Here is a 12,721-nt window from a genome sequence, read left to right as displayed (position 1 = left end):
GGTCAGCCTATCGAGATCCATTCGCACTCCCGAATCGCCGTACCCTTGCCGTCATGCGTAACGGCTCCATTCCGGGCACCCGCGGGCGTGTTCGGCCTCTCACTCTGCATGGTGCTCCCCTGTTGCACGAGCCCTGCCGCGAGGTGACCGACTTCGGTCCGGCACTCGAAGCCCTCGTGGAGGACCTGTTCGCAACGATGTACGCCGCGCAGGGCGTCGGTCTCGCCGCGAACCAGGTGGGGGAGTCGCTACGGGTGTTCGTGTACGACTGCCCCGACGACGAGGAGGTCCGCCACCTCGGACATGTGGTGAACCCGCGGCTGGTGGAGGCGGACGGGGTGGTGATCCGAGGGCCGGAGGGCTGTCTGTCCCTGCCTGGCCTGGAGGCGGGGACGGAGCGGTACGACCATGCGGTGGTCGAGGGGTTCACGGTGACGGGCGAGCCGGTGACGATTCACGGGACGGGTTTCTTCGCACGCTGCCTGCAGCATGAGTGCGACCACTTGGAAGGCGCGGTGTACGCGGACCGCGTGACGGGCCGGCGTCACAGACGCCTGATGCGACAACTGGCCCGAGCGCCCTGGCGCCGGTGAGGGAGACGCCCCCAGGGGCGCGGGGAACTGCGCGACCAGCCCCCACGCACCCGCACCCGGGATACGACTGTCAGAACCCCGGACCCCCCATTTTGTCCCCCGCAGCCGCAAGCCGACCCCACAGCAGGTCAGCCAAACTACGCACCAACTCCGCGCGTGAGCACGGCCGTTCGCCGAGCCACCAGTCCCCGGCGGCATGCATCATCCCGACGATCCCGTGCCCCCACACCCGGGCCAGCTGCTGACTGCCGGGGCCGAGGTCCAGCCGCTCCTCGATGACGGTGGCCAGCTCCTCGCCCATCCTGCGGAGCAACGGCGCCGAGTGTTTGCCGACGTCGAACCCCTGGTCCGCCGCCTGCCCGGCCTCCGCCGGATGCATAAGGAACCGGTAGACCTGAGGCCGCACCTCGATGGCGGCGAGGTAGGTGTCCAGCGTGGCCTCGACGCGTTCGCGCCGTTCCGCGGGAGCGTCCAGCGCGGCCCGCAGCGAGTCCAGCAGCGCATCCGTGTGTCTCTTGGCGAGCGCCGCGTAGAGTCCGCCCTTGTCGCCGAAGTGCCGGTACAGAATCGGCTTCGTGATGCCGGCCTCCGCCGCGATCGCGTTCATCGAAGCCTGTGGGCCGTCGCGCAGCACCACCCTGTCCGCGGCCTCCAGCAGCTCGCGCCGACGGCGGTCGGCGGACTTCTGCTGATCGGTCCGCTGCGTGGTGTCCATGAGCTCTCCCCACCCGTGCTGTTTCGATGACGCCTGCGCAAACTAACACTCATACGGCCCTGTCCATCGAACGGGCTGCCGACGAGGCATCGAGAGTTGACTTTACCTACCGACGGGTAACAAACTAGGGTTACCGCAAGTAACAAGCATGCGCGAAGCCATGCACGTACGCCGCTGGAGGGGACATGGCCGAGTTCACCATGGAGCTCAACGACGAACAGAAGGAAGTCCGCGACTGGCTGCACGGCTTCGCCGCCGATGTGATCCGCCCCGCGGCCGCCGAATGGGACGAGCGTGAGGAGACTCCCTGGCCGGTCATCCAGGAGGCCGCGAAGGTCGGCATCTACTCGCTCGACTTCTACGCCCAGCAGTACTTCGACCCGACCGGTCTCGGCATCCCCATGGCGATGGAGGAGCTGTTCTGGGGCGACGCGGGCATCGCCCTGTCGATCGTCGGCACCGGCCTCGCGGCCGTCGGTGTCCTCGCCAACGGCACCGAGGAGCAGATCGGCACCTGGGTGCCCCAGATGTACGGCGACGCGGGCGACGTCAAGCTCGCCGCGTTCTGCTCCTCCGAGCCCGACGCTGGCTCCGACGTGGCCTCGATGCGGACCCGTGCCGTGTACGACGAGGCCAAGGACGAGTGGGTGATCAACGGCACGAAGACCTGGGCGACCAACGGCGGCATCGCCAACGTCCACGTGGTCGTCGCGGTCGTCGACCCGGACCTGGGCTCCAAGGGCCACGCCTCCTTCATCATCCCGCCGAACACGCCGGGGCTGTCCCAGGGGCAGAAGTTCAAGAAGCACGGCATCCGTGCCTCGCACACCGCCGAGGTCATCCTCGACCAGGTGCGCGTGCCGGGCTCCTGCCTGCTGGGCGGCAAGGCGAAGCTGGACGAGCGGCTGGCGCGGGCGCGCGAGCGGGCCAAGGCCGGTGGGGAGCGGGTGAAGAACGCGGCGATGGCCACGTTCGAGGCGAGCCGCCCCGCGGTGGGAGCCATGGCGGTGGGTACGGCTCGGGCGGCTTACGAGGTTGCCCTCGACTACGCGAAGACGCGTGAGCAGTTCGGCCGGCCGATCATCGACAACCAGGGTGTCGCCTTCGAGCTCGCCGACATGCGGACGCAGATCGACGCGGCGCGGCTGCTGGTGTGGCGTGCGTCCTGGATGGCGGTCAACGGGAAGCCGTTCACCGCGGCCGAGGGGTCGATGTCGAAGCTGTACGCGAGCGAGACCGCCAAGAAGGTCACGGCTCAGGCGATACAGATCCTGGGCGGTAACGGCTACACCCGGGAGTACCCCGTGGAGCGGATGCACCGGGACAGCGCCATCTACACGATCTTCGAGGGGACGAGCGAGATCCAGCGGCTGGTGATTGCCCGTACGTTGGCGGGTATGCCGATTCGGTAGTGCCGTATGGGATCTGCGCGATTCGGTCCGCGGGTTGGTTGTGGCTGGTCGCGCAGTTCCCCGCGCCCCTAGGGGGTGTCCGCAGCCGAGTTCATGGAGGAACGCCGATGAGCGACCTGCAGGGCAACCCTCTCGTAACTCTGATCGCCAGTGGCGAGGCCGACCGGACCACCACTCTCGCCGCCGTCGCCCTGGAACAGAGCCGGGTCATCCCCGCTGACCGTCGTGCCTTCCTTCACCTGGCTCAACGCGCCACCCTCGACGCCCCCGAGTCCGCAGCCTTCTTCACCCTGCTGGCCGAGGGCGAGGTACTCGCGGGGGAGCGCCTGAGTGCGTTCGCGGTCGCGTGTGGGGTGACGGAGGCGCGGGCGGCCGCCTACGAACCGCTGCCGGGGTGCCAGGCCTACCCCTCGTACGTGGCCTGGCTCGCCCTGAACGCCTCGCCGCCCGAGGCGGTACTGGCCCTCACGGCCAACTTCTCGACCTGGGGCGGCTACTGCGCCACCATCGCCGAGGCCCTGCGCCGCCACTACGGCTTCACGGACGAGGCCTGCGCCTTCTTCGACTTCTTCGCGGAACCGTCCCCGGAGCTGGAGCAGAGGGCAACGGCCGCGGTCCGGGCGGGACGGGATGCCGGCCGGCTGGACGAGGAACGCGCACACCGGTACGGCGGACTGCTTGAGCACTACGAGGCGATGTTCTGGGCAACCCTGAGCGAACGCCCTTGAAGGGGCGCGGGGAACTGCGCGACCAGCCACGAACCGCCCGCACCCGGCGCCGCACCGCCACTCCTACGGCGTAGTCCCGCTGCTGTGCGCGATGCACGCCACGTCGATACGATCCGCGAGCTTCGCCAGCTCGATGGTCAGCGCGGCCACCGTGTCCTCGTCGAGTCCGTCCTCCCCGGCCTCGACCAGGTGCAGCCACCGACCACCCACAGTACGCAGCAGCTTGCTCACATCGGCGGCAGCGACCTGCAGCGTCCCCCGGTCATCGACGATCAGCGGCAGAGTAACTTCGCGGTTCACACCCGGGATCGTAGTCGCGCGGTGCTCACGCACCGTGCCAAACGGTGGTGATGTTGCAGAACTCCCGGATTCCGTGCCCGGACAGCTCACGGCCGAATCCGGACCGCTTCACTCCGCCGAACGGGAACGCCGGATGGGACGCCGTCATCCCGTTCACGAACACGCTCCCCGCCTCCAGATCCCGGACGAAACGGTCCACCTCGGCCTCGTCCCGCGTCCACACGTTGGAGCTCAGACCGAACAGCGAGTCGTTGGCGATGAGCACCGCCTCGTCCAGGTCACCCGCCCGGTACAGCGTGGCGACCGGCCCGAACGCCTCCTCCCGGTGGATCCGCATCTCACGGGTGATGCCGGCGAGGACGGTCGGCGCGTAGTACCAGCCGGGCAGCTCGGGACGGCGCAGCTGGTGACCGCCGCACAGCACCTCCGCTCCGCTGCGCCGGGCGTCGTCGACCAGTTCCTCCAGATCGGCCCGCCCCTTCTCGCTCGACAGCGGGCCGACGTCCGTCCCCTCCTGCATCGGATCGCCGACCACCAGCGCCTTCATGCCCTCGACGAACCGCTCGGCGAAGGCGTCGTAGACGTCCGTGTGCACGATGAACCGCTTGGCGGCGATGCACGACTGCCCGGTGTTCTGCACCCGCGCGGTCACCGCGATCCGCGCGGCGCGGTCGACGTCGGCCGACGGCATGACGACGTACGGGTCGCTGCCGCCGAGCTCCAGCACCGTCTTCTTGATCATCTCCCCGGCGGTGGAGGCGACCGCGCGGCCCGCGGGCTCGCTTCCCGTCAGCGTGGCCGCCCTGACCCGCTCGTCGCGCAGCACCTCGTCGACCTGGCCGGAGCCGATGAGCAGGGTCTGGAAGCAGCCCTCGGGGTATCCCGCGCGATGGAACAGGTCCTCGATGTAGAGCGCGGTCTGGGGGACGTTCGAGGCGTGCTTCAGCAGGCCGACGTTGCCCGCCATCAGCGCCGGGGCCGCGAAGCGCACGACCTGCCAGAGGGGGAAGTTCCACGGCATCACCGCGAGTACCGGCCCCAGCGGCCGGTACCGCACCCGCACCCGCGACGCGCCCGAGTCCTTCACGTCGGACTCGGCCGGCTCCTCGTCGGCGAGCAGTTCCTCGGCGTGGTCGGCGTACCAGCGCATCGCCTTGGCGCACTTGGCGACCTCCGCGCGCGCCTGCTTGATGGGCTTGCCCATCTCGGTGGTCATCATCCGGGCGACGTCCTGCTGGTCCTCTTCCAGGAGATTCGCGGCCTGGAGCAGCAGGCGGCCGCGGTCGACGAAGCTGGTCGCCCGGTAGGTGCGGAACGTGGCCTCGGCGAGCTGGAGCCTGCGCTCGATCTCCTCGGTACCCATGGCCTCGTACGTCTTCAGCGTCTCGCCGTTGGCCGGGTTCACCGTTGCGATGGGCATCCCTGAACCTCCTGGGAGCGGGCTTGTGCTTCGACCTTCCCGCGCGGCGGTGGGTACCGCAACGCGTGTACGGCTGCGAGAGCCTGTGAAGAGGCCCCCGTCGTCCGCCCGGAGGGCGGGCGCCGCGGCGTCTGGTGCGTGCGATCGCAAGGCGCCGGAGCGCCCTCGTGGCGGAGCCACGTGGGCGTTTCGGTAACGCGGCGAGCGTGCGTGCCAGACGCCGCGGCGCAGGCGGGGGCCTCTTCACAGGCTCTCAGGCCGAGTGCTCCGCCAGCCGGTCGAGAAACGCGGCCTGGGCCTTGACGACGACCTCCCGCGCCCGCTCGACGGCCAGCCACTCCACCCGGTCCAGCTCCGGGAACTCCTGCGTCCGGCCCGAGCGCGGCGGCCACTCCATCCGGAAGGTGCCCGGGACCACCGCCGCCGGATCGAGGTCGGCCTCGATCGCCCACGCCGTGACGATCTTGCCGCCTGTCTGCCGGATCTCGCCGAGCGGTACGGCCGCACCGTCGGGCGGCGGCAGCCCGAGCTCCTCCCGGAACTCGCGGCGGGCGGCGTCCCAGGCCGGCTCGTCGGGTTCGTACTCGCCCTTCGGGACGGTCCACGCCCCGGCGTCGCGCTTGGCGAAGAACGGGCCGCCCATATGGCCGAGCAGCACTTCCAGGCCGTGGTCGGTGCGGCGGAAGAGCAGCAGGCCCGCGCTGCGCTTCTCGCGGGACGCGCTCACGGTTTCCTCCTCGCGGTCACGGCTTCACCTCCGGGTGGGCGGCCAGCAGCGTCTCGACCGTGTCGGCCTCCTCGGGCCGCTTGTCCTCGCGGTAGCGGACCACGCGGGCGAAGCGGAGGGTGACGCCGGCCGGATAGCGGGTCGAGCGCTGGAGGCCGTCGTAGGCGATCTCCACGACGAGCTCGGGGCGTACGGTCACCACCCAGTCGCCGGTCTCGACGGCCAGCTCCTGGAGTCGCTCGGTCTGCCAGGTCAGCATCGCGTCGGTCATGCCCTTGAAGGTCTTGCCGAGCATGGCGAAGCCGCCGTCGGCCGTGCGTGCCCCCAGGTGGAGGTTGGACAGCTTGCCGGTCCTGCGGCCGTGGCCCCACTCGGCGGCCAGCACCACCAGGTCGAGGGTGTGGACGGGCTTTACCTTGAGCCAGGAGGCGCCGCGCCGGCCCGCGCTGTACGGGGCGTCGAGGGCCTTGACGACGACGCCCTCGTGGCCGCGCCCGAGGGTCTCGGCGAGGAAGTCCTCGGCCCGGGCGAGGTCGTCGGGACCGGCCACCAGCGTGCGGCGCACCCGCATCGGCTCGGGGACCAGCCGGGCCAGTTCCGCGTGCCGGTCGGCGAAGGGCAGGTCGAGCAGGTCGCGGTCGTCCACGGACAGGGCGTCGAAGAAGACGGGGGAGAGGGGGACCTCCTCGGCCGCCGTCGCCACGTCCACGCGGGAGCCCACGCGGCCGGCGGTCTCCTGGAAGGAGCGGGGCCGGCCCGCGTCGTCGAAGGCGATGACCTCGCCGTCCAGGATGAAGCGCTCGCCCCTCAACTCCAGGGCGGCCGAGGTCAGTTCGGGCAGACGGTCGGTGATGTCGTCCAGGGTGCGGGTGTAGATCCGTACCGTCCGGCCCTCGCGGTGGACCTGGACCCGGATGCCGTCCAGCTTCTCCTCGACCGCGCAGCCGCCCAGCTTGCCGACCGCCTCGGACACCGAGGATGCGGTGTGGGCCAGCATGGGCAGGACCGGGCGGCCGACGGTGAGCCGGAAGCGGTGAAGCGACTCCGGCCCGTCCGCGAGCAGCGCCCGGGCGACGTTCTGGAGCGAACCGGCGAGCATCACCGCGCGGCGTACGTCGGCGGGCGGCGCCCCGGTCGCCACCGCCAGCCCCTCCACCGCGACCGCGTCCAGCGCTCCCTGCCGGACCTCGCCGGTGATCAGCCCGAACAGGAAGCGCTGTTCGTCCTCCGTGGCCGCACCCATCAACTCGCCGACCAGCCGGGCCCGTTCGGCCTGCGACCCGGCCCCCGACACCTTGCCGAGCTCGGTGAGCCGGGCGTCCACCAGGCGCACGGTCAGGGTCGGCTCGGCGGCCGGGGCGACCGGTCGGCTCAGCACCTTCCAGCCGATGCCGAGCCGGCCCTGCGGCAGCCGGCCCGCCAGATACGGGATCACGATCGGCACGTCGTCCGCCTCGGCGTCCCGGAAGAGCTCAGCGAGCAGAGCGATCTTCCGGGACCGCGCCGAGGTCGCGGCGATCTCCTGGGACACGCGGGCCAGCCGGGTGAGCAGCATGCAGCCATGGTGCGACGCGCTCCGCGGGTTTACACCCCGACGAACGGTTGTTGCCGCGGTGGGCAGTCATTCGGGTGCGGCGCCGTTGGGGCTGGTCGCGCCCACGCGGCGGAGCCGCATATCGATACAGCCCCGCGCCCCTTACAGGGCCGCGTCCAGGTCGCTCATCAGCAGCTCTCCGTTAATGAAGGCTCCCGCCCGGTAGCCTCCCGCCGCAGCGTTGATGACCTGCTCCGAGAAGCCCATCGCGTTGCCTACCGCCCAGACGCCCGGCACGGAGGTGAGCCCTGTCGGGTCGACCACCGGGTACGCACCGAAGGGGGTCTCGTGGAGGTCGGCGCCGAGCTTCTCCAGCAGCCCGGTCTGCGGCACCGCGCGGGGGGCGACGAACAGCACCTCGCGTGCGTGCACCGTGCCGTCCGCCAGGCGTACGCCGGTCAGCCGGTCGTCCTCGATCAGCAGCCCGGCCACCGTGCCCGGGAGCACCTTCACGCCGGCCGCCGCGAGCCTGCGCAGGTCGTCGTCCGAGAGGTCCGACTCGGCGACCTCGTGCAGGAAGAAGGTCACGTCCTTCGACCACTGCGACACCATGAGCGCCTGGTGCACGCTCATCGGAGTGGTCGCCAGCACGCCGAAGGCCTGGTCGCGGACCTCCCAGCCGTGGCAGTACGGGCAGTGCAGCACGTCCTTGCCGAAGCGCTCGGCGACGCCGGGGACCTCGGGAAGCTCGTCCTTGAGGCCGGTGGCGATGACGAGACGCCGGGCGTGCACATGCCGGCCGCCGGCCAGTGTGATCGCGAAGTCCTCGCCGCGCTCGACGTCCACCGCCCGGTCCCGGACCAGCTCCACGCCGTAGCGCGCGATCTCCTCGCGTCCGGCGGCCAGGAAATCGGCGGGTGACATGCCGTCGCGGGAGAGATAGCCCTGCATGTGGGCGGCGGGCGCGTTGCGTGGCTCGCCCGCGTCGACGACCAGGGTCCGGCGCCGGGCTCGGCCCAGGACCAGGGCTGCGGACAGGCCGGCCGCGCCGCCTCCGACGATCACGACCTCGTACTGCTCGGTGTGCTTCTCGTTCATGGTGAACACCTCCACCACGACAGTCGCCCCGCGGCACGGTATTGACAAACCAACTTGCTGATTCTGCAATACAGACATGAGCACCGACGACGTTCTCGCCGAAGTGGGGCCACGGCTCAGAAGGCTGCGCAAGGACCGGGAGGTGACGCTCGCGGCGCTGTCCGAGACGACCGGCATCTCCGTCAGCACCCTGTCCCGGCTGGAGTCCGGTCTGCGCAAGCCCAGCCTGGAGCTGTTGCTGCCGATCGCCCAGGCCCACCAGGTGCCGCTGGACGAGCTGGTAGGGACCCCGCCGGTGGGGGACCCCCGGGTGCGGGCCAAGCCGATCGTGCAGCACGGGCGCACCTACTGGCCGCTCACCCGGCAGCCCGGTGGCCTCCAGGCCTTCAAGGTGCTGGTGCCGCAGCGCGGCGAGGAGCCCGAACCGCGCACCCACGAGGGCTACGAGTGGCTGTATGTGCTGTCCGGCCGGCTGCGGGTCGTGCTGGGCGAGCACGACGTGGTGCTCACGGCGGGAGAGGCGGCCGAGTTCGACACGCGGGTGCCGCACTGGTTCGGGTCGACGGGGGAGGGGCCGGCCGAGTTCCTGAGCCTGTTCGGGCCGCAGGGGGAGCGGATGCACGTGCGGGCGCGTCCCCGGAAGGCGTGACGGATGCGACTGTTGCCCGCGGACTGTTCCCTGATTGGCAAGCGACCGCTTAGTATGCGAACCGACCCCGGTCAGACGAAGCAGTCCCCCGTGGAGGCACCGCATGCAGGCATGGCAAGTGCACGAGAACGGCGAGCCGAGCGAGGTGATGCGCCTCGAAGACGTCGAGACGCCCACGCCCGGTGACGGCCAGGTCCTGCTGAAGGTGCGTGCCGCGAACATCAACTTCCCGGACGCGCTGCTGTGCCGGGGGCAGTACCAGGTCCGGCCGCCGCTGCCGTTCACGCCGGGAGTGGAGATCTGCGGCGAGACCGAGGACGGACGCCGCGTCCTCGCCAACCCCGCCCTGCCGTACGGCGGTTTCGCCGAGTACGCCGTAGCGGACGCCCGTGCCGTCCTGCCCGCCCCCGAGGCGCTGGACGACGCCGAGGCCGCCGCCCTGCACATCGGCTACCAGACCGGCTGGTTCGGCCTGCACCGCCGGGCCGCGCTGGAGGCCGGGGAGACGCTGCTCGTCCACGCTGCCGCAGGAGGGGTCGGCAGCGCGGCCGTGCAGCTCGGCAGGGCGGCCGGCGCCCGGGTCATCGGCGTCGTGGGCGGCGCCGACAAGGCGGCCGTGGCCAGGGAACTGGGCTGTGACGTCGTCATCGACCGACGCGCCGAGGACGTCATCGCCGCCGTGAAGGAGGCCACCGGAGGCCGGGGCGCCGACGTCATCTACGACCCGGTCGGCGGCGAGGCCTACGTCCAGTCCGCCAAGGTCGTCGCCTTCGAGGGCCGGATCGTGGTCGTCGGCTTCGCGAGCGGCACCATCCCCAGCCCGGCGCTCAACCACGCCCTGGTGAAGAACTACTCGATCCTCGGCCTGCACTGGGGCCTGTACAACACCAAGAACCCGAAGCTGATCCAGCACTGCCACGAGCAGCTCACCGAGCTGGCCGCCCGGGGCGCGATCAAGCCGCTGGTGAGCGAGCGCGTGCCGCTGGGCGGGGCCGCCGGCGCCGTGCAGCGGGTCGCCGACGGCGTCACCACGGGGCGCGTCGCCGTGATCCCGGGACTCACCGAAGGAGGCGCGGCATGATCGACGCCGCAGAACTGCGACGCCGTACGGCGGAGCTGCTGGCCGCACACCCGCCGGCCACCACCGAGCGCCTGGACTTCCTGCGCGCCCGCTTCGACGCCGGGCTGGCCTGGGTGCACTACCCCGAGGGCCTCGGCGGCCTCGGCGCGGCGCGCTCCCTCCAGGCGGTCGTGGACACCGAGCTGGAGGCCGCGGGCGCCCCCGACAACGACCCCCGGCGCAACGGCATCGGCCTGGGCATGGCGGCGCCGACGATCCTGAAGTACGGCACCGAGGAGCAGAAGCAGCGCTATCTGCGGCCCCTGTGGGTGGGGGAGGAGGTCTGGTGCCAGCTGTTCAGCGAGCCCGGCGCCGGATCCGACCTCGCCGCGCTCGGCACCCGGGCCGTCCGTGAGGGCGACGAGTGGGTGGTCAACGGGCAGAAGGTGTGGACGTCCGGCGCCCACAACTCCCGCTGGGCCATCCTCATCGCCCGCACCGATCCGAGCGTGCCCAAGCACGCGGGCATCACCTACTTCCTGTGCGACATGACCGACCCGGGTGTCGAGGTCCGGCCACTGCGCCAGATCACCGGCGAGGCCGAGTTCAACGAGGTCTTCCTGACCGACGTCCGTATCCCGGACGCGTGCCGCCTCGGCGAGATCGGCAACGGCTGGAAGGTCGCGCAGACCACACTGAACAACGAGCGCGTCGCCATCGGCGGCATGCGGCTGCCCCGTGAGGGCGGCATGATCGGCCCGGTCGCCAGGACCTGGCGCGAGCGCCCCGAACTGCGCACCCACGACCTGCACCAGCGGCTGCTCACGCTGTGGGTCGACGCCGAGGTCGCCCGGCTCACCGGCGAACGCCTGCGCCAGCAGCTCGCCCTGGGCCAGCCCGGCCCCGAGGGCGCCGGCATGAAGCTGGCCTTCGCCCGCCTCAACCAGGAGATCAGCGGCCTGGAGGTCGAACTCCGCGGCGAGGAAGGGCTGTTGTACGACGACTGGACCATGCGGCGCCCGGAGCTCGTGGACTTCACCGGCCGCGACGCCGGCTACCGCTACCTCCGCGCCAAGGGCAACAGCATCGAGGGCGGGACCAGCGAGGTCCTGCTGAACATCGTCGCCGAGCGCGTCCTGGGCCTGCCGTCCGAGCCGCGCACCGACAAGGACGTCGCCTGGAAGGACCTGGCCCGATGAAGACGCCGCCAGCACAGAGCACACAGCCCGACCTGCTGTACTCGGAGGAGGAAGAGGCGCTGCGCGCCGCCGTGCGGGACCTGCTCGCCGACCACTGCGACGCGCCCGGCGTCATCGCCCGCACCGAGTCGGACACCCCGCACGACCTGGCGGCGTGGAAGGCGCTCGCCGACGGCATGGGCCTGGCCGGGCTGCTGGTCCCGGAGGCCGAGGGCGGCCAGGGGGCCACGCACCGCGAAGTCGCCGTCGTACTGGAGGAGCTGGGGCGCGCGGTCGCTCCGGTGCCCTATCTGACGAGCGCTGTCGTGGCCACCGAGGCACTGCTCGCCTGCGAGGCGGAGGGGGGCCTGCTCGCCGAGCTGGCGTCCGGGCGGAGGATCGGCGCTCTCGCCGTCGCCCTGAACGTCGCTCCGGGCGGCGCCTACAAGGTCGTACGCCATGAGAACGGCGCCCTGCACGGGGAGCTGACCGGTATCGCGGACGCGTCCGCCGCCGATGTGCTGCTCGTGCCCGCGGACGACGGCGGGCTGTACGCGGTGGACGCCGACGCGGTGACCGTCACCCCGCAGGCCTCCCTGGACCTGACCCGGCCCGTCGCGACGGTCACCCTGGACGGTGCGCGCGGCCGGCTGCTCGGGGACGCCGAGCACGCCGTACGACGCGCCCTGTGCGCCGGGGCCGGGCTGCTGGCATCCGAGCAACTCGGGCTCGCCGACTGGACGTTGACCGAGACGGTCCGCTACTTGAAGGACCGCAAGCAGTTCAACCGGCCCGTCGGCGGCTTCCAGGCCCTCAAGCACCGGCTCGCCCAGCTGTGGCTGGAGGTCGTCAACCTGCGCGCCGCCGCCCGCAACGCGGCCGACGCGCTGGCGACCGGCGAGGACGTCGAGGTGGCGGTCGCCGTCGCCCAGGCGTACGCGGCCCGCGTCGCCGTGCACGCCGCCGAGGAGGCTCTTCAGCTGCATGCCGGCATCGGGATGACCTGGGAGCATCCGATCCATCTGTACCTGAAGCGGGCCAAGGCCGACTCGATCGCGTACGGCACCGCGGGCGCCCACCGCGAGGCACTGGCCGAATTCGTCGACCTCCAGGCTCCCTGACGTACACCTGAGCGAACCACGCGAAAAGCCCGCCCCACCTGGGGCGGGCCTTTTCGTGTGCCCTGCACGGAGGAAGTGAACGCAGGACGGCGGTCCGGCCAACTCCCCGCCCGGGCACTGCTGTTCGGACCCCTCGGAATCGCATACTCACAGCGGTTCCCTCCGTCCGGATCGCCCCTGTCAGGG

General features: G+C 71.3%; 13 protein-coding genes. 7 read left to right on the top strand and 6 right to left on the bottom strand.

Translation table 11 applies throughout. The annotated features are described in order from the left end of the window. Positions 1-53 precede the first annotated feature (53 nt). Positions 54-593 carry a peptide deformylase gene (def, locus tag POF73_RS36585; RefSeq protein ID WP_272123526.1) on the top strand — a complete coding sequence of 180 codons (540 nt, stop codon included), beginning with the start codon at positions 54-56 and terminating at the stop codon, positions 591-593. Positions 594-663: 70 nt separating this feature from the next. Here def and POF73_RS36580 read toward each other — a convergent pair whose 3' ends face one another. Next, a complete protein-coding gene (locus tag POF73_RS36580) occupies positions 664-1,308 on the bottom strand; it encodes a TetR family transcriptional regulator (protein WP_272123525.1) in 645 nt (214 codons plus the stop codon). Between the two features lie 185 nt (positions 1,309-1,493). Here POF73_RS36580 and POF73_RS36575 point away from each other — a divergent pair, with 185 nt between their 5' ends. After that, positions 1,494-2,720 carry an acyl-CoA dehydrogenase family protein gene (locus tag POF73_RS36575; protein ID WP_272123524.1) on the top strand — a complete coding sequence of 409 codons (1,227 nt, stop codon included), beginning with the start codon at positions 1,494-1,496 and terminating at the stop codon, positions 2,718-2,720. A gap of 107 nt (positions 2,721-2,827) precedes the next feature. Beyond that, positions 2,828-3,448, top strand: a complete 621-nt coding sequence (locus POF73_RS36570; RefSeq protein WP_272123523.1) for a transcriptional regulator — start codon at positions 2,828-2,830, stop codon at positions 3,446-3,448. A gap of 63 nt (positions 3,449-3,511) precedes the next feature. Here POF73_RS36570 and POF73_RS36565 read toward each other — a convergent pair whose 3' ends face one another. The 5 genes from POF73_RS36565 to POF73_RS36545 all read right to left on the bottom strand — a co-directional run bounded on the left by POF73_RS36565 (position 3,512) and on the right by POF73_RS36545 (position 8,527). Then, a complete protein-coding gene (locus tag POF73_RS36565; protein WP_030054037.1) occupies positions 3,512-3,748 on the bottom strand; it encodes a DUF6213 family protein in 237 nt (78 codons plus the stop codon). A 25-nt stretch (positions 3,749-3,773) separates the two neighbouring features. Then, entirely contained in the window at positions 3,774-5,168 is a 1,395-nt protein-coding gene (locus POF73_RS36560) for an NADP-dependent succinic semialdehyde dehydrogenase (RefSeq protein WP_272123522.1), read from the bottom strand. 253 nt (positions 5,169-5,421) lie between these two features. Beyond that, positions 5,422-5,895: an NUDIX domain-containing protein gene (locus tag POF73_RS36555; protein WP_272123521.1), complete on the bottom strand. Its 474-nt coding sequence runs from the start codon at positions 5,893-5,895 to the stop codon at positions 5,422-5,424. 16 nt (positions 5,896-5,911) lie between these two features. Continuing rightward, positions 5,912-7,450 (bottom strand): ATP-dependent DNA ligase, encoded by a 1,539-nt coding sequence (locus POF73_RS36550; protein ID WP_272123520.1) that lies wholly within the window; start codon positions 7,448-7,450, stop codon positions 5,912-5,914. Positions 7,451-7,591: 141 nt separating this feature from the next. Beyond that, on the bottom strand, positions 7,592-8,527 hold the full coding sequence (locus tag POF73_RS36545; RefSeq protein ID WP_272123519.1) for an NAD(P)/FAD-dependent oxidoreductase: 936 nt from the start codon (positions 8,525-8,527) through the stop codon (positions 7,592-7,594). A gap of 76 nt (positions 8,528-8,603) precedes the next feature. Here POF73_RS36545 and POF73_RS36540 point away from each other — a divergent pair, with 76 nt between their 5' ends. The 4 genes from POF73_RS36540 (at position 8,604) to POF73_RS36525 (ending at position 12,535) form a co-directional block, all read left to right on the top strand. After that, positions 8,604-9,176, top strand: coding sequence for a helix-turn-helix domain-containing protein (locus tag POF73_RS36540; protein WP_272123518.1), 573 nt, complete (start codon positions 8,604-8,606; stop codon positions 9,174-9,176). A 103-nt stretch (positions 9,177-9,279) separates the two neighbouring features. Next, entirely contained in the window at positions 9,280-10,257 is a 978-nt protein-coding gene (locus POF73_RS36535; RefSeq protein ID WP_272123517.1) for an NADPH:quinone oxidoreductase family protein, read from the top strand. Continuing rightward, on the top strand, positions 10,254-11,435 hold the full coding sequence (locus tag POF73_RS36530; protein WP_272123516.1) for an acyl-CoA dehydrogenase family protein: 1,182 nt from the start codon (positions 10,254-10,256) through the stop codon (positions 11,433-11,435). Before POF73_RS36535 ends, POF73_RS36530 begins: the two co-directional genes overlap by 4 nt. Further along, positions 11,432-12,535 carry an acyl-CoA dehydrogenase family protein gene (locus tag POF73_RS36525; RefSeq protein WP_272123515.1) on the top strand — a complete coding sequence of 368 codons (1,104 nt, stop codon included), beginning with the start codon at positions 11,432-11,434 and terminating at the stop codon, positions 12,533-12,535. Before POF73_RS36530 ends, POF73_RS36525 begins: the two co-directional genes overlap by 4 nt. The last annotated feature ends 186 nt before the right edge of the window (positions 12,536-12,721 follow it).

This window comes from Streptomyces sp. HD (assembly GCF_028369295.1).
Classification (GTDB): domain Bacteria; phylum Actinomycetota; class Actinomycetes; order Streptomycetales; family Streptomycetaceae; genus Streptomyces.
Note: the sequence above shows the minus strand (reverse complement) of the source record. Positions and strands in the feature narration are given on the sequence as shown.